The 19656-nt window shown below is 37.5% G+C and carries 24 protein-coding genes; 14 read left to right on the top strand and 10 right to left on the bottom strand.

The window, feature by feature from the left end; all coding sequences use genetic code 11:
* The 4 genes from BAQ48_RS28125 to yunB all read left to right on the top strand — a co-directional run.
* The coding region (locus tag BAQ48_RS28125) for a hypothetical protein (protein WP_341350499.1) at positions 1-194 on the top strand (194 nt) is incomplete at its 5' end.
* 251 nt (positions 195-445) lie between these two features.
* Positions 446-1861, top strand: a complete 1416-nt coding sequence (locus BAQ48_RS21005; protein ID WP_341350500.1) for a bifunctional metallophosphatase/5'-nucleotidase — start codon at positions 446-448, stop codon at positions 1859-1861.
* 65 nt (positions 1862-1926) lie between these two features.
* Positions 1927-2229: a YunC family protein gene (locus BAQ48_RS21000; RefSeq protein WP_071712696.1), complete on the top strand. Its 303-nt coding sequence runs from the start codon at positions 1927-1929 to the stop codon at positions 2227-2229.
* A 54-nt stretch (positions 2230-2283) separates the two neighbouring features.
* Positions 2284-3015 (top strand): sporulation protein YunB, encoded by a 732-nt coding sequence (gene yunB / locus BAQ48_RS20995; RefSeq protein ID WP_071712695.1) that lies wholly within the window; start codon positions 2284-2286, stop codon positions 3013-3015.
* Between the two features lie 34 nt (positions 3016-3049).
* On the opposite strand, the gene BAQ48_RS20990 is transcribed toward yunB, so the two are convergent.
* Positions 3050-4033: a M23 family metallopeptidase gene (locus BAQ48_RS20990; protein ID WP_071712694.1), complete on the bottom strand. Its 984-nt coding sequence runs from the start codon at positions 4031-4033 to the stop codon at positions 3050-3052.
* A 189-nt stretch (positions 4034-4222) separates the two neighbouring features.
* Here BAQ48_RS20990 and lipA point away from each other — a divergent pair, with 189 nt between their 5' ends.
* A complete protein-coding gene (lipA, locus tag BAQ48_RS20985; RefSeq protein ID WP_000166375.1) occupies positions 4223-5119 on the top strand; it encodes a lipoyl synthase in 897 nt (298 codons plus the stop codon).
* Positions 5120-5151: 32 nt separating this feature from the next.
* Here lipA and BAQ48_RS20980 read toward each other — a convergent pair whose 3' ends face one another.
* Both BAQ48_RS20980 and BAQ48_RS20975 read right to left on the bottom strand, forming a co-directional pair.
* On the bottom strand, positions 5152-5619 hold the full coding sequence (locus BAQ48_RS20980; RefSeq protein ID WP_071712693.1) for a YbaK/EbsC family protein: 468 nt from the start codon (positions 5617-5619) through the stop codon (positions 5152-5154).
* A 74-nt stretch (positions 5620-5693) separates the two neighbouring features.
* Complete coding sequence (locus tag BAQ48_RS20975) at positions 5694-6248, bottom strand: histidine phosphatase family protein (RefSeq protein WP_071712692.1); 555 nt, start codon at positions 6246-6248, stop codon at positions 5694-5696.
* A gap of 147 nt (positions 6249-6395) precedes the next feature.
* Here BAQ48_RS20975 and BAQ48_RS20970 point away from each other — a divergent pair, with 147 nt between their 5' ends.
* Positions 6396-6860: a hypothetical protein gene (locus BAQ48_RS20970; RefSeq protein ID WP_071712691.1), complete on the top strand. Its 465-nt coding sequence runs from the start codon at positions 6396-6398 to the stop codon at positions 6858-6860.
* A gap of 31 nt (positions 6861-6891) precedes the next feature.
* Here BAQ48_RS20970 and BAQ48_RS20965 read toward each other — a convergent pair whose 3' ends face one another.
* Entirely contained in the window at positions 6892-7707 is an 816-nt protein-coding gene (locus BAQ48_RS20965) for a YhfC family intramembrane metalloprotease (RefSeq protein ID WP_071712690.1), read from the bottom strand.
* 100 nt (positions 7708-7807) lie between these two features.
* On the opposite strand from BAQ48_RS20965, the gene BAQ48_RS20960 reads away from it, so the two are divergent.
* Positions 7808-8542, top strand: a complete 735-nt coding sequence (locus BAQ48_RS20960) for a MerR family transcriptional regulator (protein ID WP_071712689.1) — start codon at positions 7808-7810, stop codon at positions 8540-8542.
* A gap of 29 nt (positions 8543-8571) precedes the next feature.
* Here BAQ48_RS20960 and BAQ48_RS20955 read toward each other — a convergent pair whose 3' ends face one another.
* Positions 8572-9150 (bottom strand): YhcN/YlaJ family sporulation lipoprotein, encoded by a 579-nt coding sequence (locus tag BAQ48_RS20955; RefSeq protein WP_071712688.1) that lies wholly within the window; start codon positions 9148-9150, stop codon positions 8572-8574.
* 115 nt (positions 9151-9265) lie between these two features.
* On the opposite strand from BAQ48_RS20955, the gene BAQ48_RS20950 reads away from it, so the two are divergent.
* Positions 9266-9577 carry a YutD family protein gene (locus tag BAQ48_RS20950; protein WP_084064961.1) on the top strand — a complete coding sequence of 104 codons (312 nt, stop codon included), beginning with the start codon at positions 9266-9268 and terminating at the stop codon, positions 9575-9577.
* Between the two features lie 44 nt (positions 9578-9621).
* Here the strand turns inward: BAQ48_RS20950 and BAQ48_RS20945 are convergent, their stop codons facing one another.
* The 3 genes from BAQ48_RS20945 to glpX form a co-directional block, all read right to left on the bottom strand.
* On the bottom strand, positions 9622-10119 hold the full coding sequence (locus BAQ48_RS20945; RefSeq protein ID WP_071712686.1) for a cytoplasmic protein: 498 nt from the start codon (positions 10117-10119) through the stop codon (positions 9622-9624).
* A 370-nt stretch (positions 10120-10489) separates the two neighbouring features.
* On the bottom strand, positions 10490-10756 hold the full coding sequence (locus tag BAQ48_RS20935; RefSeq protein ID WP_000392616.1) for a DUF3055 domain-containing protein: 267 nt from the start codon (positions 10754-10756) through the stop codon (positions 10490-10492).
* Positions 10757-10772: 16 nt separating this feature from the next.
* The gene (glpX, locus tag BAQ48_RS20930) at positions 10773-11744 is read right to left on the bottom strand and encodes a class II fructose-bisphosphatase (protein ID WP_000439090.1); all 972 of its coding nucleotides are present in this window, start codon (positions 11742-11744) and stop codon (positions 10773-10775) included.
* 147 nt (positions 11745-11891) lie between these two features.
* Between glpX and BAQ48_RS20925 the strand changes: the two genes are divergently transcribed.
* From BAQ48_RS20925 to BAQ48_RS20915, 3 genes are all read left to right on the top strand, one after another.
* The gene (locus BAQ48_RS20925; protein WP_000274002.1) at positions 11892-12332 is read left to right on the top strand and encodes a DUF86 domain-containing protein; all 441 of its coding nucleotides are present in this window, start codon (positions 11892-11894) and stop codon (positions 12330-12332) included.
* A gap of 79 nt (positions 12333-12411) precedes the next feature.
* Positions 12412-13044, top strand: coding sequence for a helix-turn-helix transcriptional regulator (locus tag BAQ48_RS20920; RefSeq protein WP_071712684.1), 633 nt, complete (start codon positions 12412-12414; stop codon positions 13042-13044).
* Positions 13045-13152: 108 nt separating this feature from the next.
* Complete coding sequence (locus BAQ48_RS20915) at positions 13153-13917, top strand: TIGR01457 family HAD-type hydrolase (RefSeq protein WP_063537924.1); 765 nt, start codon at positions 13153-13155, stop codon at positions 13915-13917.
* Between the two features lie 40 nt (positions 13918-13957).
* Here the strand turns inward: BAQ48_RS20915 and BAQ48_RS20910 are convergent, their stop codons facing one another.
* On the bottom strand, positions 13958-14539 hold the full coding sequence (locus BAQ48_RS20910; protein ID WP_071712683.1) for an NAD(P)H-dependent oxidoreductase: 582 nt from the start codon (positions 14537-14539) through the stop codon (positions 13958-13960).
* A gap of 196 nt (positions 14540-14735) precedes the next feature.
* Between BAQ48_RS20910 and BAQ48_RS20905 the strand changes: the two genes are divergently transcribed.
* From BAQ48_RS20905 to BAQ48_RS20890, 3 genes are all read left to right on the top strand, one after another.
* Positions 14736-15524: an ABC transporter ATP-binding protein gene (locus BAQ48_RS20905; protein WP_071712682.1), complete on the top strand. Its 789-nt coding sequence runs from the start codon at positions 14736-14738 to the stop codon at positions 15522-15524.
* Positions 15508-18081, top strand: coding sequence for an FtsX-like permease family protein (locus BAQ48_RS20900; protein WP_071712681.1), 2574 nt, complete (start codon positions 15508-15510; stop codon positions 18079-18081). The genes BAQ48_RS20905 and BAQ48_RS20900 overlap by 17 nt, the downstream gene beginning before the upstream one ends.
* A 504-nt stretch (positions 18082-18585) precedes the next feature.
* A complete protein-coding gene (locus BAQ48_RS20890; protein ID WP_071712680.1) occupies positions 18586-19065 on the top strand; it encodes a GNAT family N-acetyltransferase in 480 nt (159 codons plus the stop codon).
* Positions 19066-19084: 19 nt separating this feature from the next.
* Here BAQ48_RS20890 and BAQ48_RS20885 read toward each other — a convergent pair whose 3' ends face one another.
* Positions 19085-19576 (bottom strand): phosphatidylglycerophosphatase A family protein, encoded by a 492-nt coding sequence (locus tag BAQ48_RS20885; RefSeq protein ID WP_071712679.1) that lies wholly within the window; start codon positions 19574-19576, stop codon positions 19085-19087.
* Positions 19577-19656: the final 80 nt, after the last annotated feature.

Genomic DNA, 19656 nt, shown 5'->3' with positions numbered 1-19656 from the left:
CTGCTATGCAGGGCGCTTTTTTGTTTTGTTTATCTGAAATTGAGTGGGACCTGGATACCCAGGTAGGTTTCCAGCCGAATATATCAGCGATTTTTCAAATATATCGACGTTTCGACAAGGAATATCGACTTACCAACAAATTACGACATGGCAGAGAGGACTGTATACCCGGCAGCTATACGAAAAGCAGGTAAGTGAGGCAAAGATACTGAAAAATCCCAAATCTCCAACCTCCATCATCTCCTCTAGCTACAATCGTTCCACAGAAAATCTCCTCAAACTAGAAAAAGTAATATAAAGCTTCTCATATGAAAAGGGCAATTTTTTGCTTTTTCTCATAATGCGAGTACAATGTAAAATAGCAAGAAAAGACGAAAAGTATTTACAGGATTATTGCGTACGTATAGCGTAAATGGCAGTAAGGAACTGAGAGGAGGTTTTTTCTCTGAATATAAATAAAGAAACAATCATCCACCTTTATCATACAAACGATATACATAGTCATTTTGAAAATTGGCCACAAATTTCTCGGTTTGTACAAGGAGAGAAAAAGCGAAGACAGGCAGCGGGAGAGACTGTTTTAACTGTAGATATTGGCGATCATGTGGATCGTTTTCATAGTATTTCGGAAGCGACAAATGGGCTTGGAAATACGCAGCTTTTAAATGAGGCGTTATTTGATTATGTAACGATTGGAAATAATGAAGGAATTACGTTAGCGAAGGAGCATTTGAACCGTTTATATGATGATGCTGGGTTTGAGGTGCTCGTTGCGAATTTATTTGAAAAAGAAGGTATACGTCCAGCATGGGCAAAGCCTTATAAATTACATACAACGACAGATGGTATTACGATTGCTTTTATCGGATTAACGGTTGCATATCCAGACTTTTATGAGATGCTTGATTGGCATATTGAGGATCCGATTATCCATTTAGAATCCATTTTAGAAGAGGTTAAGGATACGGCTCATGTTACTGTTGTCCTTTCTCACCTTGGAAAAAGCATGGATGAGTATATGGCAGAGCATTATGATATAGATGTTATTTTAGGAGCACATACGCATCATTTATTTGAGCGAGGCGTTCTTATGAATAATACTTTGCTTTGTTGTTGTGAAAAGTGGGGACGTTACGTTGGTCACGTGCAGCTTACTGTGGATAAAGAGACGAAGAAACTATTGAAGAAAGACGGTAGAGCGATTAAGACAGAACGGTTAGGTGCTTATAGCGAACCGTTATCCACAATTGAAGTGCTGCAGGAGGAAAGTAAACATATAATGGCAGAGCCTGTCGTTCATTTAAAAGAATCACTACCGGTCGATTGGTTTCATGAGACGACGTTTGCGCACATGTTAGCAAGTGCGCTGAAAACGTGGTGCGGTGCAGAAATTGGAATGGTGAACGCTGGTGTGCTATTAGAGGGATTAAATGAAGGTGTTGTGACGCGCGGAGATATTCACAGAATTTGTCCACATCCCATTAATCCATGTTTATTAAAAGTGCCAGGGAAAACGTTAAGGGAAGTTATTTTGAAAGCGCGCCGCCCGAATATGGAGAACCTTGAGGTGAAAGGATTCGGATTTCGTGGAAAAGTAATGGGGAAAATGATTTACGCTGGTGTAGAAGTCATTCCAGACACGATTCCTGGGAATAAAATTTTACTGGAAGATGTATTAATTAACGGGGAATCGCTGGAATTAGATCGTATATATACGGTAGGAACAATTGATATGTTTACATTTGGCTACTTATACCCAGAGCTATCCACACTTCCTGACAAACAATATTATATGCCAGAATTACTTAGAGATGTGTTGACAGAGGTGTTAATAACTCATACATCTTCTGTCAAACTATAGGCTAGTTAACTTGTAACACTCATTTTTCTCTTGTCATACAGATAAGAAAGAGAGGAGTGTGAACTATGGTTAATGTGGAGCCAATTATAATCGATAATCATACGTTTATTGCTGTTAGCGTCAAACTTCCAAAGACAAACTTGCTAGCTGTAATGAGCGATAAAGGATATATTATGTGCGGTGCATTAGATGTAGGTCTTTTAAATGAGAAGTTAGGTGATCGAGGAATTATCGCTGGCCGCGCGGTTGGTGTGAGAACGATTGAACAACTTCTTGAAGCACCGCTAGAATTAGTAACGATTGAAGCCGAAGCTTTAGGTATTACGGCTGGCACAATCGGAAAAGAAGCATTATTAAAAATGAGATAAGCATATATCGTCCCTCCTTCTTGCATAGAAATGATATAAGAAGGAGGTTTTTTTATGAGTATATTTCGTTCGAAAAATTCGCGGTTTCGAAGGGGCCCTATTTCCTTTCGGCACATACTGCTTATGTCATTTATTCTTTTTGTCATATTACTCGTGCAAGGATTATGGATTGTAAATAGCGGTATTCAGCCGACATTAATTAAATATGGAGAAGTAGAGACGCAGAAAATGGCGACAGCGGTTATGACGAAGGCGGTAAAAGACAGAATTAATGAAGGGTTCGATGTCGATTCGTTAATGAAAGTACAAAATGATAAAAACGGGAAAGTATCCACAATTAATTTAAATACGAAGCAAGTAAATGAAATCGTAACGTCAACGACCACATACATAGAAAAATATTTACAGCAAGTAGAGCAAGGTAATTTGAAAGAGCTAGGTCTTTCTGAAAAAAATGGGGCAACGATGTCGGTTCCTTTTGGGCGTGTAACGGATAATGCGCTTCTTGGAAATATAGGACCAGATATTCCAATTGATTTCACTACCATTGGTCATGTGAATACGGATATTAAACAAAAAATTGAGCCGCATGGGATTAATACGACAGCGATTCAAATTGTTATGGAGATGGAAGTAACATTACAGGTGATTATTCCATTTCATACGAAAGAAATAAAGGTGAAACAAAATGTTCCGATTGCAACGCGTATCGTTCAAGGAGAAGTGCCTACTTATTACGGAAGTGGAAGTGTTGTTGTACCGGATAAGAAGAAAACGGATAGTTAGATAAATAAAAAATAACCGTAGCAGTGTGCTACGGTTATCGTTTTGTATTCGCTCGTTCTTTTCGTTCCCACAGACTTAAATGCATATATGGATCGAAAGCCCATTCTGTATAACCATTGTCTTTATACATGCCGAAATGTAAGTGAGGTGGGAATTTTCCAGCTGTGCCAGGAGGACCGTAACCGGTGCTACCAACAAATCCGATTACTTTTCCGGGCTCGACAATTTGTCCAAGCTGTATTTCTTTTGAAAATCCGCCTAAATGAGCGTAATAATGGTAATTGTTATGCAGGTCGCGAATACCGATGCGCCATCCACCAAGACGGTTCCAGCCTTTTGTTTCAATGATGCCATAGCAAGTAGATCTTACTGGTACGCCATAGCCGGCAAAAATATCGGTTCCTTCATGAATTCTTCTTCCTCCAAAACTTCTTCCAGCGCCAAATGTACTCCGGTAGCTATGGTCACTACGAATCGGGAGAGGGAAGGCATTTCCTTCTAAGTTAATACGTCCATACTGTTTATAAATTTGGGCGTATTCGGTAATTAAATCAACTGTTTTCGCACGTCTATAATATTCCCAAAGCATAATTTTAATACGGTCTTCGGACGTTCCTTGTTTCTTTAAAATAGTCGCTGCAGTATGCAGAAGATCACGATCGTTATTTGCATTTGCAAATCCATCTTTATCACCATCTAAACCCATTCCACCAAATAGAGAAATTGTATGGGGGAGAGTATCGTTACTATTAACAGGTCCAGCCCATATTTCTGGTTTGAAATAAAGGGAAATGATGGCATCTGGTTTTTTGGGAATATCTTTTCTTACGCTCCGTATATTTCTTTCATATTGATCCATTGCAGCTAAGTAATACCACGGAATGCCTGAAGATTGCTCGGTTTCTTTATATAGTGCCATGCGCTTTTCGTATATGCTTTGCTGATTATCTTCACCGTAAGCGATGTTTTGGTGGAGAAGAAAGCAAATCGAAAGCAAAAGAGAAATTTTTCGAAGCATGAAATAGACTCCTTTCACAACATCACTCTTTTTAGTGTGGGATATACGGAGTATTTCATTATAGGGAACGATTGGAAAAAATCTTAGAATCTTCATTTGAGCAAATCGCTTTCATACGTTAGAATAGATATGTTACATTGAAAGAAGCGAACACGGTAAACTATTTCATATTGTGCGGAGTTGATAACCATGACAAAACAAACAGAATATAAGCGCAAGCCCGAATGGTTGAAAATTAAGTTAAACACGAATGAAAACTATACAGGCTTAAAGAAAATGATGCGTTCTAAAAATCTTCATACCGTTTGTGAAGAAGCGAAATGTCCGAATATTCATGAATGCTGGGCTGTAAGGAAAACAGCAACATTTATGATCTTAGGTGCGGTTTGTACACGTGCTTGTCGTTTTTGTGCGGTTAAAACAGGCTTACCAACTGAGCTTGATTTACAAGAGCCAGAACGCGTAGCAGATTCTGTAGTACAAATGGGCTTAAAGCACGTTGTTATAACAGCGGTTGCACGTGATGATTTAAAGGATGGGGGAGCAGCTGTTTTTGCTGAAACAGTACGTGCTGTACGTCGTAAAAATCCATTCACGTCTATCGAAGTGTTACCATCTGATATGGGTGGGGTAGAAGAAAACTTAAAAATGTTAATGGATGCAAAACCAGATATTTTGAACCATAACATTGAAACAGTACGTCGATTATCTAACCGAGTTCGCGCTAGAGCAAAATATGACCGTTCATTAGAGTTTTTACGTCGAGCAAAAGAAATGCAGCCTGATATTCCAACTAAATCGAGCATTATGGTGGGCTTAGGTGAAACAAGAGAAGATTTAATTGAAGCAATGGATGACTTACGTGCAAACAATGTGGATATTTTAACTCTTGGACAATACCTACAACCATCTAAGAAGCATTTACCAGTTCTTAAATATTACCCACCAGCAGAATTTGCAGAGCTAAAAGAAATTGCACTTAGCAAAGGATTTAGTCACTGTGAAGCTGGCCCACTTGTGCGTTCTTCTTACCATGCGGACGAGCAAGTACGTTCTGCAAAAGAAAAAACAGCAGAAGCGAAATAATGAAAAAAGAGAGCTAATCATTAGCTCTCTTTTTATTTGTACTCTAAGACTAGATTTGGACATGTTAATAAAATCTTCTTTAATTCCTCTGTGGATAATTCAATTGTAAATTCGGGTACACCAGGTGTAATTAAAATTTTATTATACGTATAGATGGAACTGTCCACAATAATTGTCACATCTTGTGAATAACCGAAAGGAGCTACACAGCCAGGGGTGCAGCCAGTCTCCATTCTTAGTTCATCAGGAGAACAGAGCGATAAGCTTTCTCCAGTTATTTCTTTCATCTCTCCTCGGTTAAGCCGAGTTCCTTCTAAAGTGAAAAATACGTAATACGCCCCGGATTTTGATTTTAAAAATAAGCTTTTACTTGGAGTACCTCGTAAGCCAAGTCTTTCTCGTACGATACAATCTGTCTCATAATCGAGTACTGGTTCGTGTTCAAATTTTTCATAAGAAACATTTGTTTTATGTAGTAAAGCAAGTACATCTTCGTACATATGGAGTACTACCCCTTTCTATTGTTAGTACAGTTTCTTCTCGCGGCGTCAACTGAATGTTTCGGAAAGGGATATTACTTGGATGGCACGTCCCATAAGCGTTTTATGATAGATTGTTCATTTAGTGTAATTTCGTAAATATCAGGATTGGTTAAAGTTTTCCATTCATGAAAGCCAATGGAAGAATCAAAGTGCCTTAAAATTAATGTAAGTAAGTTTCCATGTGTAACGAGTAATGTTGTGTCATGCTCTAGTTTTAAAATGTCTTGGATAAGCGATATGGCACGGTCTGTTGCTTGTTTTGTTGACTCTCCGCCTGAGAAGGCAATATCTATGTTTGTAAAAGTGGATTCTAATTTTTGCATCCAATCATCCATTGGAACGTCGCTTAATATGCGTTCAGCTAGCCGTTCGTCTTCTTGGATAGATAAGTTAGCTTGAAGCGCATAGGGCCGAATGGAATCGATAGCTCGGACAAATGGGCTTGAAATAATATAGTTTATTTGTAGGTGATTTTCTAAGAGGAATGTAGCAAGGGTGTTTGCTTGTTCTCTTCCTACGTTTGTTAATTCGGCATCACGTTCTTGGCCAGTTGCGGAACAATGTCGTATTACAATAAGTTTCTTCATAATTCATCCCCATCTTTCATCCCCATCTTTCAAGTTGACGCTTATATACTTCGACAAAAGTGGAAAATATTCCTTTTTTCTCGGAAAGGGCATAGTGATCTGAGTGTGTGGAAAAGTAATGTGGATAATGAAAATTGAGGTGCCATTATGAAAAAAATGATATGTATCGTATTCATGATTTGTTTTCTTGCGCAAATATCCACAACATATGCACAATCCAATCAAAAGTTAGACTATCCAAGCAATCGAAATAAGCCATTTGTAAGTGAGGATGTGTTTTACGAACAGTTAGATAAGAAAATTTATAAAGAATACAACAATGCAGCGTATAGCGTTCGTAAAAAAATTTCATTTAAAGAAGTGGCCGATGAGGAATCTTCTTTCCGACAAAAAATAGCCGTGGGTTGTCGAAGTAAAGTGGTGCTGCAAGATGCTTTTGTTCACCCTGATCGCCAAGTGTATTTTTTCGCTTCCTTTTCTCAAAATGAAGTAGAAGAGTTTCATAAGTATATTGTTATAGATGCGGAAACAAAGAGAGAACTGCGAGCAGGGAAAAGTTATCATCATTACGATAATCCATATAAAGTTCAACTAATAATCAGTGCGGGATAAAAAATAACCCACCAATTGGTGGGTTATTTTTTTACTCCGGTACACTCATTAATTTTGCTTTCATTTTGCGAATAAGAACGACAGCACCAATTGTGAAGAGAAGGGTAATTCCTTCTGCAACAAAGATGTTAATTGTATTTGTTTGGTAAAGTGCCGCGAAAAAGTCTACAAATGCGTGGAATAGTATAGCGTACACAAGGAATATATATTTCTTCTGTTTTACTGCGTATAAAACAAGCATTGTAAAGGCGATTTGTAGCACGAGTGCCATAATTCTTTCTAAGCTACCAAGGAAGTATAAGTAGGCAGGTTGCTGGATTAGCATGTCTTGTATAATGCTGAGCTCAGGCTTCTGTTCAACCAATCGAGTGAAGCTACCATCGTTAATAGAATTAGCAAAGATTAATGCTTGGAATGCAGAGAATCCGCCAACTAAAATAGATTCAATGCCGCCGTGACCAATTCCGTAAGCGAAGCCATCTTTATATTCTAGATATTTTTTTAGTAAGAAGAAGAAGGCAACGAAGCGTCCTAATTCTTCAAAAATACCAGCAGTCAGTCCGCCATAAAGTGCGAAGGCAAATGGATTTTCTAAAATTGGAGCGATTGCTGGATTACCGCGCATAAATAGTTGGAACGGTGTTTCGAGAATTTGGGTAAATCCGATAAAGATAAGAACACCAACGCCGACTACTTTCCAATTAATATTATATTTTTTACGGAAATAAACGAGTACAATAATTGGGACCAGAATCGAGACAATGAGTTGAAAGATGATGCTGGCAATTACAGTATTTGAAACCATACTTTCACCGCTTTCTAATATATGTACATATCTATTATGCATGAAATGTGGGAGAGATGAAACTTTTAGTAATAAAATGAATTTACTTATTGACTCTAACGTTGCGTCATACTTTATCGTATGTACTAAGGGGGAGATACAAATGGCAATGAGAGTAAAAGAAGTAGCTGATTTAGTTGGAATTAGTGTGCGCACACTGCATCATTACGATGAAATTGGATTGTTAACCCCAGACGAGACGACAGAGTCTGGATATCGTCTGTATTCCAATGAAAATTTAGAGACATTGCAGCAAATCTTATTTTTTAAAGAGCTAGGCTTCCCTTTGAAGAAAATTAAAGAAGTTATCATGAGTCCATCATTTGATCGCGAAGAAGCGCTACAGCTTCATAAGAAAATGCTTCTTGAAAAGCGAGCTAGGTTAGATAAAGTGATTGCGACGATTGATAAAACCATTCAGCATACAAAAGGAGAGATTGAAATGACGAACAAAGAGAAATTTGAAGGATTCGATTTCAGCCATAACCCATATGAAGAAGAAGCACGTGAAAGATGGGGAGATACAGCTGTAGATAAAGCGAATGAATATGCGAAAGGCATGTCAAAAGAGAAGCAAGAAGAGTTTAATGATATTTATAGAAATTTAGCGGCGCTTAGACACGGAGCACCTGATTCTAAAGAGGCGCAGTCCGCTATTAAAGTATGGTACGATTACTTGCAAAACTTTGGTCACTATTCGTTAGATGCTTTTAAGGGACTTGGCCAAATGTACGTCGCTGATGAGCGCTTTACGAAAAATATCGATAAGTTCGGCGAAGGGTTAGCGCAGTTTATGTGTGATGCGATGGAGGTTTATGCGGATCGTAATAAAAAGTAAAAAAGGGTGGAGGTTATCTCCGCCCTTTTTTACTTTTTAATCATATCATTCAAAGTCTGATTCTCCGTATTGTTCAAATGAGGATTTTTGCTCATTTCACGTTTTAACATATCGAGGCTTTGCGTATATTCTGTATCATTTAAGCTACCTGATTGAAGGCCTTGAATTTGAGAAATCAACTTTTGGTTTGTTGATACATATGCTTTATAATAGCGAGGGACGATGGACAAAGCAGTTTTATATACTTGATCTGCTACGAGTTTCGGATCTGTTGTATTTGCACGGTATACAACAAATACTTCATCATCGGTAACGAGCGTAGCAGCATTTGTAACGTCGGGAAGTTTGACTGTCATGCTTGTAATCATTTCAGCGACTTTCTCGCGGTTAATGGCTCCTACTTGTTTGTTAGATACTTCATGTTTTTGTTTAGATGAATAGCCGACCCTTGTAAGCCGTGTATTTGTATTTTCCGTATGATACATGTCGTTTTTATTGGAAACAAGAACACGACTTCCTTCTTCACGTTCCATTTCGGCTTTATTCGTTGATTGACAGCCTGCAAATAAGGAAAGAGTGAGGAGAGAGAGTATAATTTGTTTTTTCACGATGTATCACCTCCTTCTCCATAGCATGCACTAATTTTCAATTTTTTGTATTTGAAATTGTTGGTTGGTATGCTTTGTGATACGATAAAAAGAAGAATGCTTAGAGAGGAAGTTAATGATGGAGCAAAAGCAAGAGCAAGAGATGCATGCTACGGTGAGCATTAATAATGTTCAGTACGAAGTAATTAAAAACTTTCGTGAGGGTTTTAGTGAAGAAGCATTTAAAGAGCGTTATGCAGAAATTTTAAATAAATATGATTACATCGTTGGGGACTGGGGTTATGAGCAACTTAGATTGCGCGGTTTCTTTGACGATAGTAATCAACGTTCGACATATGATACGAAAATTAGTACTTTATCAGAGTATTTATACGAGTACTGTAACTTCGGTTGTGCACACTTCGTATTACGAAAAGTGAAGAAATAAAAAATCCTCTTACGATTGTAAGAGGATTTTTTGCATATTCTCATTCACAAACAAATCGAAATAGAATCTCCTTCAGAAAGGAGTGTATTTGGTTTCATTTGTTGTCCGTTCAATTGAATATCCCCACTTTTAATTTTATCCACAATGAGTGTACGGCTCCAGTCGGAAATATATGTGGATAAAGCTTTATCGATTCGGTGGGAGCCGAAAATGAGATCTAATACGATCGTGATTTCGGCTATGCCGTTTTCTTTATGTTGCATAATGGAAATAGTAGTACTTGTTTCCGTTTGATCTTGCTGGGGCATATCGACTGTTTCAACGTGATCAGTAAATGATTTATAAATACGCAGTTTTTGATTCCACGTATGATCTTTCGGACATTTATAAATGGCAAAGCGGTATATGTTTTTTCCATTGGCGTTATGCCTGCGAATATTTGTGTCAGTAAATAGGGTAGTACGTCCGCAATTTTTACAATATTTTTCGATTGTGTGTTGCTCGTTTTCATATAAACTCCAAGAAAGTTGCACTTTCTGCATTTTCCTTCACCTCTTATATTAGTGGCAAAGGAACGTAATACAGCTATTTGGATGTCTTGTAGTATGAAGACATGGGAAGTAGACAAAAATAAAAGGAGGTTCCCTTAGGAACCTCCGTAAACATCATACTACAGATGCGTTACGTTCCTTTGTAATGGGAATGGGCAGACTACTCCCTTGAAAAAGCACGGTGCTTTTTTGAGAGTAATGCTATCCAATTGCTGGTCCATTACAAAGTAAATGTTGGCATACGTAGATAACGTCCTTTCTATCCAAATAGATTTATTCTTCATTATAACATAGAAGATTGAAAATTCAAAACTCTTATAATAAAAAAACACCAGCTAAAATAGCTGGTGCATACGATAAATTATATAAGTTCAAATAAAAATGAGCGTAGTTCTTCTGCAATTTCTTCAGTCATAGAAAATGCGTGCTCTAAGTAGCCTGGTTCGTTTAAATCGTCAGGACCGATGATTGCAAATCTATTGCGCTGCATATCAAGGACAATTGTTTTACCGTAATGACGATCGGAGTATAAAAGCGCTAAATCATGACGCTCATTTTCTCCCATAAAGCTAACGAAACGAGTTCTTGTAGCGACAGTGTCGTCGTACAGAAAGAAACGTTCTTCCATACACATGGCTCCTTTATTAAATATCTAAGTTTAAGTGTGGTTTATGATCTAAATGGTGGTGCGTTTTAATGAATCGTACCGTTCTTGTTTTGTAACGCATAACGATAGAATATGTTTCAGCTAAATCTCCGCCAAGGAATTTCACGCCGTCTAATAACTCACCAGCAGATACACCTGTTGCTGAGAAGATTGCATCATCCCCAGATACTAAGTCATCTAACATAAGAAGTTGACGAGGATCTTCTAATCCCATTTCACGACAACGAGCTTCTTCTTCTTCGTTCATTGGAACTAAGCGAGCTTGCATTTCACCTTCAAGGCATTTTAATGCTGCTGCAGAAATAACGCCTTCTGGAGCTCCGCCGATACCTACAAATAAGTCGATACCCGTTCCAGGTAGTGCTGTTGCGATTGACGCACCAACATCACCATCACCAAATAATTTCACGCGTGCACCTTTTGCACGAACACGGTCAATAATATCTTGATGACGTTCACGTTCTTGAACGATAACTGTTAAATCACGAATTTTTTTATTGTTAGCTTCTGCTACAATTTCAATTGTTTTTTCAATTGGATCATCTAAGCTAATTTTACCAGCTGCTTTTGGACCAACCGCGATTTTTTCCATGTACATATCAGGAGCATGAAGAAGGTTTCCTTTATCTGCGATTGCGATAACTGCCATTGCATTTGCAAGGCCTTTTGCAACGATGTTTGTACCTTCTAATGGATCAACGGCGATGTCTACTTCTGGACCGTTACCTGTTCCTAGTTCTTCACCAATATATAACATCGGTGCTTCATCAAGTTCTCCTTCACCAATTACAACTGTACCTGCCATGTTTACTGAATCGAACATATCACGCATTGCTGTAGTTGCTGCATCATCTGCTTCATTTTTCTTTCCGCGGCCCATCCACTGTGCGGATGCTAAGGCTGCTGCTTCTGTTACACGGACAATTTCTAGTGCGAGTTCACGTTCCAAGATTCCATTCCTCCAATTTCAAAAATCATACAAATATAACTATAACAAATAACGGAGAAAAGGTGAATTCGAAAAATTGTCGATTTTTTCAGAAGAAAGCGTTACAATTAAAATGTAAATGCTTTAATTTCCAGGTAGGTGACATTCATGTATTTTGTAGACAGAAAGAAAATAGAACAAATGCTAGTATGTTTAGAACGAGCAACAAGTACATTTCAAGAGAAAAAGATATATGAAACCGAGTTTGAATTTTACGCATTAGAACGCATAGCTCATTTAATTATTGATTGTGTATTAGATGTAGGGAATGCGATGATTGATGGATTTATTATGCGCGATCCAGGAAGTTATGAAGATATTATCGACATTTTGATGGACGAGCGAGTGATAAGTGCAGAAGAAGGACAAGCAATGAAAGAAGTGATCCTTCTTCGAAAAATGCTTACGCAAGATTATATTCAAATGAATCATGATGAATTATATAAGACGATTCAAAAACATATTGCAGTGGTAGAGAAATACCCAGCAAATATTCGCGGTTATTTAGAAAAGGAATTAGGACCTGTATCTGCATTTGTACCAGAATAATTGTGCTTATAAGATCCCCAGGAATACCTTTTGGGGATCTTATATTGTGTGTGTGAAAGAAAAGGGAGATGGGTGAAGCATGGGGGGAGCACGTACGACGAAAGACGAGATTGTCCAAGTGTTGAAAGTAAAGGGAGAGCATACAGTAGCGGAACTAGCTGACGTTTTAGAGATTACAGAAATGGCGATTCGAAGACATTTAAGTAATCTTGAAAAAGAGGGACTTATTTATTCTAAGATGGTAAGACAACATGTCGGAAGACCAACTTATTTGTATGGATTAAGTGAAAAGGGAGAAGATACATTCCCAAAAGAATATAAGCAATTTGCGATTGATGTGCTAGAAGATTTAGCTCGAATGGGTGATGAAAAAATACTTCGTTACGTTTTAAAAGAGAGAACGAAGCGAATGGAAGAACAGTTGCAAAAGAGAGTGAGTAATCAAAAGAATTTAGCATATAAAGTGCAAGAGATAGCAGCAATACAAGAGAGAAACGGTTACATGGTTCAAATAAAGAGAGATGGAGAGAACTCTTTCATAATTGAAAAACAAAACTGTCCGTTAAAAGAAATTGCAGAGAGATTCCCGCAAGTATGCGAAGATGAAAAAGAGATGTATAATCGTTTATTTGCAGGGGCAGATGTAAAGACGCTAGCAAACATGTGCGAGGGCGATTGTAGTTGTTCTTACCAAGTAAAAGAGAAAAAATGAACGTTATGGGGCGCTTTAAGGTAAAGCGTTTTTTTCTTTTGGAAAAACGGGTAATATAAGAGTAGTATGATAGGTGAGAACGTTAGCATAGAAGGAGAGACATAATCGATGTATAAAGGTTACTTAATTGACTTAGACGGTACGATGTATCGCGGAGAAGAACAAATTGAGGAAGCAAGCGACTTCGTAAAAGCATTAGGAGAGCGCGGCATTCCGTATTTATTCGTTACGAATAATTCAACTCGCAAACCAGAACAAGTGGCAGAAAAACTTGTTCGTTTCGATATTCCAGCTAAAGCTGAGCAAGTATTCACAACGAGTATGGCGACAGCAAACTTTATTTATGAGCGTAAACAAGATGCAACTGTATATATGATTGGTGAAGAAGGCTTACACGATGCACTTGTGGAAAAAGGATTTGAACTTGTGGATGAAAATCCTGACTTCGTTGTTGTCGGTTTAGATCGTGATATTACATATGAAAAATTAGCAAAAGCGTGTCTTGCTGTGCGTAACGGCGCAACGTTTATTTCTACAAATGGGGATATCGCTATTCCAACTGAGCGAGGATTGCTACCAGGTAACGGTTCATTAACGTCAGTTGTAGCAGTATCAACAGGTGTGGATCCAATCTTTATCGGAAAACCAGAATCAATCATTATGGAACAAGCGTTAAAAGTGCTTGGCATAGAAAAAAATGAAGCATTAATGGTTGGGGATAACTACGATACAGACATTTTAGCAGGAGTAAATGCTGGCATGCATACCCTGCTTGTCCACACTGGAGTAACAACTGTGGAGAAGTTAACAGAATATGAAGTACAACCGACGCAAGTTGTGCATAACTTGACGGAGTGGATTGAGAAGATGTAATGGAAAAGGAGGTGACTAAAAAAGTCACCTTCTTTTTTTATTAAAACGCTCGATTCACAACATCTTTAACCTCTTCAAGATATTGTTTACGCACATCGTTATCCACAGAAGGGACGCTTGTATAGAATGTATGCTCAAGCGTTTCAATGCCTGTGAATTCAAAAATACCAACATCTGCAGTTTTCTTCATCGCTTCAAACATACCGCCGGCTAGGTATGCTTCTTTTGTATTTCCCATTGTAGATAATAACAATCCTTTTTTACCGCTTAATAACTTTTCAATGCCGTTTTCGCCGTAAGCATAAGCGAAGCCATGGCTAAATACGCGGTCAACGTATCCTTTTAAAATAGCAGGAAGTCCCGCCCACCAAACTGGATAAATGAATGTAATGCTATCAGCCCAAGAGATATATTCTTGCTCTTCTTTAATATCTTCTGGTGTGTTTCCTTGAGAAAATGAGATGAAATCGGAAGCGCCTAATACTGGATTGAAGTTTAATTCGTATAGATCGCGAACACGTACTTCATGACCTTTTTCTTCTAATTCACTTTTTACCGTTTCTAAAATCGCATGGTTGAAGCTTTCCGTATTTGGGTGTGCATAAACGATTACATGTTTCATTGTTCTTCCTCCTATTTGTGGATATGTGAGTAGTTTTTTGTATTCGTGTAACTAGTATGGTTACTTTTTTGACGAGAGTCAATTTTTCTGACATGAGAAATGTTAGTATGTGACAAAAAAATACAAAATAGTAGGGATTTTGCATTTTTGAATAGAATATATAGATTGGTAAATTGAGAGAGAAGGGGATATAGGGATGAATATTATTGAAATGGAAAGGTTAGAAAAATCGTTTGATATTGGGGATAGTAAAGTCAAGATATTAAAAGGTATCAATCTTCAAATTCAAAAAGGAGATTTTGTTTGTATTATGGGGGCAAGTGGGTCGGGTAAAACGACGTTGCTTCAGTTATTAGGTGGATTAGATATTCCAACAGTAGGTAGTATCCGAGTTGATGGTACAGAGATTTCAACATTAAAAGAAAAAGAGCTCGCTTTATTTAGAAGGCATAAAATTGGTTTTATTTTTCAGCAGTTTAATTTAATTCCAGTGTTTAGTGCGGAGGAAAATGTGGGATTGCCGTTACTGTTAGATAATGTCTCGCAAAAGAAGGCAACAGTGACAGCAAACCGTTTATTAGATCTCGTTGGGTTAAAGGGAAAAGAAAAGCATTTACCAGCACAGTTATCAGGTGGACAACAGCAAAGGGTAGCGATAGCAAGAGCTTTTGCAAATGAGCCAGCTATTATATTAGCAGATGAACCAACAGGGGCTTTGGATTCAGAAAATAGCAAAAATATAATCGCAGCACTCCGCAATGCATGTGATGAGTTAGGACAAACAGCTGTCATTGTAACACATGATCCATTCGTAGCGGCTCACGCCGATAAAGTCGTTTTCTTATTAGATGGGGAAGTGATTCATGAACATGCTGAAAGTAAAGGATGGAAATTTCGAAATATCCCGCAACAAGTTACTCACATTCAAGAGATTATGAATCGTCACTTTAAAGTAGGAGGTAAAGGTGATGCGATGGGTAATTAAATATGCAGTAAAATCGATGAAACAAAATTGGTTGCGAAATATGTTGATCGCTCTCGGTGCAGCTTTAGGTGTTATGTTAGCGACGATGTTATTACTAGGCAATCAATCAGTAGAGCAAAGTGTGAAGGAACAAGTAGTAAGTAGGTATGGAGATTATAATTTGCAATTTGGCTATATAAAAAATGATATGTATTTAAATAACGAAAGTTTAAAAGGAATAGATGGCTTAGAAAATGCTGAAAAAATATCAAAAGTACTTATACCATATCCTTTTCCAAATTATAAAGAGTTATCGGGAAAACCGTCTTATTGGGGTGTTGAGCAAGATTCTCCAGAAATACATTCTTATAAAATATTAGAAGGTCGATATCCGAAAGAAGGGGCTGAAGTAGCACTAACAAAAGGGTATACAGACCGTGAAAATATACGGGTAGGAGATACGATTAAACTACCATTCCCGCAACATGGAGAAAAGACTGTGAAAGTTGTTGGGATTTTAAATCCGCCGTTAATGGCGGCAATGGGGCACGGTGCTTACTTTCCAATTCATTGGCTTCAAAAAGAATTAAATCTACCAAATCAATTCAATCTTGTTCAAGTGAAAACACCCGATGTAAATGTGAAGAGAGCAATTGCTCTTGATGTAAATAAGAAGATAGAAAATATAAAAGTGGATCAACGTACTTATGTTGATAAGGCATTTGAACGATTAAATGTAATGAAGCCGTTAATTTTTAGTTTAGGTGGTATTGCTTTATTTGTTGTAGCTCTTTTAATAATGGGAAGTTTCTTCTTATCTGTCAGAAGTCGATTTAAGCAATGGGCATTATTACGTGCACTTGGCAGTAATCCTAATCAAATTATATTAGTCGTTTTATTAGAGGCTTTATGTATTGGAGCGATTGGATCGTTAGCGGGAGTTATTCTTGGGGCAGGTACGCAAACAATTGCAGCATCATTCATTAATAAATGGGTGAATATTGAGGGGACAGGGAAAGCATCATTCTCGATTTCAGGTGAGATTTTACTCATTACGTTTTTATTAGGGATTGTTATGTCTGTCATAGGGGCTATTATACCAGCTTTCATGGTTAGAAAGATTCCACCAGTGCAAGCACTTCGGCCAGGGCTTCCTAGTAATGAGAAAAAAGAAAAGAGATGGAGTGCTTTTAGCCTTAGCATTTTAATCATTGGTACCGTTATTGGACTCACGGGTAACATATTAGAGCAGTATATCGGTTTTAATCCAAGTGCGATAGGAGCGCTGTTATTTGCAGTTGGTTTGTTATTCGCGATTCCGTTATTTATTCGTATGATAGCACCAGTGATTGCAAAACCGTTTCAAATGATATTACGAGTTGAAACGACGATTAGTAGCCGGAATGTAGTTCGTTATCGGAATAAAGTAGCTGTGTCGGTTGCCATACTAGCATTTGGTTTTATATTAGCGCTTGTTGGAACGATGTATGTAAACTCTATGTATGAAGGTATGAAAAAAGGATTACAAAAACATTTACCAGCGGACTTAGTAATAAGAATTCCGGTAGAGTCGCAAGGAATCGAAACATTACCGTTTAGTTGGATGGAGAAGGTTAGAAAAATTGATGGTGTAGAGGCGAGTGTCGGGAATGCTACTGACTATACAGCAAAGCTTGTAAATTATGATTTTAAAAAAGCAAATCAAGAATGGTATGAATTTGCGAAAAAAAATAATTTTAATTACGATTCAATCGAAGTTGTAGGTAACGATATTGTGTCGTATGAGAAAGTAACAAAGGCGAAAGTGATTGCAGGGCAAAAATTAAACAAGCCATTACAAGAGGGAGAGGGAGTCGTTACGAAGGAAACGGCTAAAAATTTAGGACTTCAGTTACAGGATACGATTGAAGTACAAGGGAAAGGAAAAGAAAAGCAAACGATTAAAGTCGTTTCGATTATTGAGCAAGGATTAAGGCTAAGATCATCAGATGTTTTTGTTAATGAACAATGGGCCCGTGATAAGTTTCACGTGCAAGGATATGAAGCGATTCAAATTATGACAAATTCTAATCAATCATTTGAAGCGATTAAGAAGCAAGTAAAAGAAATTACAAAGAATAAAGAGAACGTAGAAGTTATTAATAGCTATGACTTATTAAAAGAACAGGAGCAGCTATTATCGCAAATGATGATGTTAATTCGTTTGTTAGTTGTCATTATTTTTATTATTTCTGGTATAGGATTAATGAATGCGATTGTTGCAAGTTTACATGAAAGACGTGCAGAAATTAGTATGATTCGTGCCGTAGGAGCTATTCCGAAGCAAATGAGACGGATTGTTTTATTAGAGGGAACTTTACTTGGAGCGATAGCTGGTTGTATTGGCATTTTTGGCGGGATTTTGTTTAGTTATATTGTGTTATCAAGCTTAGAGTTAACGGTTATTATTATTCCGTATAATCAAGTTTTCATATTGGCTCTAGCTAGCGTGGTGCTTGGAGCAGGGGCAGCATTGATTGCTTCATTACAACTAAGAAAGTTCAAATTAAGTGATACTTTAAAGGAGTTATCAGCATAAAAGATTGCTATACCCCGCTCATACAAAGAACAAATAAAACAAATAAAATGATGACGATACCAATGCCAAAGTTAAATACGAGAGTACTATCCATATATGTAACCCCCTTATTTGAAAGTAAAAAGCACTCTAACGAAAGAGTGCTTTTTTATTTTGAGTCTACTTCAAAACTGTGAGAAAGGAATTCATGGGTGTAAAGAGTTACATTATTGTATGTGTTTATGTTTTGAAATGAGTAAGTCCTTGTGAAATATAGAAAAAAAGACATTCTTTCGAATGTCTTTCATGATGACAGAAGATGTCAATTGCTTGAATTTGATAAGACGTCAATTTTCCGATTAACGTCCTTTCTTAATCAAGAAGTGTAACAACAGCGATTCAAATAAATTGTAGCATGTTTGAAATGAGTTTGCGTATGTAATTATGCATATTACGATTAAAGGGAAATCGGATGTGAAAAATGAATGAGTACATATACAAAATATTCGATAAGGGGCGAGAGGGATGGATATACATAAGTTAACAGAAGAAGAAGCGATGGAGATAACGATGTGGACGTACGAGGACCCGTATAATTTATATAGTTTCTCAGGAGGGGCTGAAGTAATAGAAGAGTTGCTCGAGGGGACATATTATGGCTGTTGTGACGATAAGGGAGAACTCATTGGTTATTTTTGTTTTGGGGAAAATGCACAAGTGCCAGGTGGAAGAGATGCTCATTTATATGGTGGAGAAGATGTAGTCGATATCGGAATTGGCATGAAGCCAGCTTTAACAGGAAAAGGGATGGGGAAAACATTTTTTCAAGCTGGGATAGTCTTTGCTGCGACAGCATTTCATTCGAAACATTTGCGACTCAGTGTAGCAACATTTAATAAAAGAGCGATTACGTTATATAAGAACATAGGATTTCAAGCAGGACCAGTTTTTTTGAGCCGTGGAAGAGAATTTATGCTTATGGAATATGAAAGGCCGTCAGTATGAAACTGACGGCCTCGATACTTTATTCTGAATGCTCAGCTCTGTGCGCTAAGCGGCTTGAAGCAGCGGCAGCGATTCCGCCAACGATATCATCAAGGAATGTATGCACTTTTCCAGATGATTTATCATTTAAGTATTCTAAAATACCAGGTTTTAATTTATCGATATATCCAAAGTTCGTGAAACCGATAGAGCCGTACACGTTAACGATAGAAAGTGCGATAACTTCATCAATTCCGTATAAGCCTTCATCACGTTTTACGATATCTTGTAATGGCTGACTTAGCATTCCTTTTTCAGCGAGAACATCAAGTTCAATACCAGTAATAAGTGCGTTTTGTACTTCGCGTTTTGATAGTACACGCTCAACGTTATAACGGCATTCTGACATCTCTAGATTTGTATGGTATTTATTTTGAAGAAAATGAACAAGTTCAGCAATGTCGTCAATTGTTACACCACGTTCTTGTAATAGTTGTAATGCTCTTTCTTGTAGTTGATTGGATTCTTTCATGTTTATCACCTTTTTTTCTTTTTAGTATTTGTATACGTTTCGTTGCTTTATCATGTGCATAGGAATGAAAGGCGAGCACA

The sequence above is a fragment of the Bacillus luti genome (genome assembly GCF_001884105.1).
Lineage (GTDB): Bacteria > Bacillota > Bacilli > Bacillales > Bacillaceae_G > Bacillus_A > Bacillus_A luti.
The sequence above is the reverse complement of the archived record's forward strand: the minus strand, read 5'-3'. Positions and strand labels throughout refer to the sequence as shown.

Excerpts from the sequence above, each read along its gene's own strand:
- BAQ48_RS20975 (WP_071712692.1), bottom strand. The coding sequence starts at position 6,248 with ATGAAGAAACTTATTGTAATACGACATTGTTCCGCAACTGGCCAAGAA.
- BAQ48_RS20900 (WP_071712681.1), top strand. The coding sequence starts at position 15,508 with ATGCGATGGGTAATTAAATATGCAGTAAAATCGATGAAACAAAATTGG.
- BAQ48_RS20885 (WP_071712679.1), bottom strand. The coding sequence starts at position 19,576 with ATGAAAGAATCCAATCAACTACAAGAAAGAGCATTACAACTATTACAA.
- lipA (WP_000166375.1), top strand. The coding sequence starts at position 4,223 with ATGACAAAACAAACAGAATATAAGCGCAAGCCCGAATGGTTGAAAATT.
- BAQ48_RS20960 (WP_071712689.1), top strand. The coding sequence starts at position 7,808 with ATGGCAATGAGAGTAAAAGAAGTAGCTGATTTAGTTGGAATTAGTGTG.
- BAQ48_RS20910 (WP_071712683.1), bottom strand. The coding sequence starts at position 14,539 with ATGAAACATGTAATCGTTTATGCACACCCAAATACGGAAAGCTTCAAC.
- BAQ48_RS20890 (WP_071712680.1), top strand. The coding sequence starts at position 18,586 with ATGGATATACATAAGTTAACAGAAGAAGAAGCGATGGAGATAACGATG.
- BAQ48_RS20925 (WP_000274002.1), top strand. The coding sequence starts at position 11,892 with ATGTATTTTGTAGACAGAAAGAAAATAGAACAAATGCTAGTATGTTTA.
- yunB (WP_071712695.1), top strand. The coding sequence starts at position 2,284 with ATGAGTATATTTCGTTCGAAAAATTCGCGGTTTCGAAGGGGCCCTATT.
- BAQ48_RS20990 (WP_071712694.1), bottom strand. The coding sequence starts at position 4,033 with ATGCTTCGAAAAATTTCTCTTTTGCTTTCGATTTGCTTTCTTCTCCAC.
- BAQ48_RS20980 (WP_071712693.1), bottom strand. The coding sequence starts at position 5,619 with ATGTACGAAGATGTACTTGCTTTACTACATAAAACAAATGTTTCTTAT.
- BAQ48_RS20950 (WP_084064961.1), top strand. The coding sequence starts at position 9,266 with ATGATGGAGCAAAAGCAAGAGCAAGAGATGCATGCTACGGTGAGCATT.
- BAQ48_RS21000 (WP_071712696.1), top strand. The coding sequence starts at position 1,927 with ATGGTTAATGTGGAGCCAATTATAATCGATAATCATACGTTTATTGCT.
- BAQ48_RS20970 (WP_071712691.1), top strand. The coding sequence starts at position 6,396 with ATGAAAAAAATGATATGTATCGTATTCATGATTTGTTTTCTTGCGCAA.
- BAQ48_RS20945 (WP_071712686.1), bottom strand. The coding sequence starts at position 10,119 with ATGCAGAAAGTGCAACTTTCTTGGAGTTTATATGAAAACGAGCAACAC.
- BAQ48_RS20905 (WP_071712682.1), top strand. The coding sequence starts at position 14,736 with ATGAATATTATTGAAATGGAAAGGTTAGAAAAATCGTTTGATATTGGG.
- BAQ48_RS20965 (WP_071712690.1), bottom strand. The coding sequence starts at position 7,707 with ATGCATAATAGATATGTACATATATTAGAAAGCGGTGAAAGTATGGTT.
- BAQ48_RS20915 (WP_063537924.1), top strand. The coding sequence starts at position 13,153 with ATGTATAAAGGTTACTTAATTGACTTAGACGGTACGATGTATCGCGGA.
- BAQ48_RS20935 (WP_000392616.1), bottom strand. The coding sequence starts at position 10,756 with ATGGAAGAACGTTTCTTTCTGTACGACGACACTGTCGCTACAAGAACT.
- BAQ48_RS20920 (WP_071712684.1), top strand. The coding sequence starts at position 12,412 with ATGGGGGGAGCACGTACGACGAAAGACGAGATTGTCCAAGTGTTGAAA.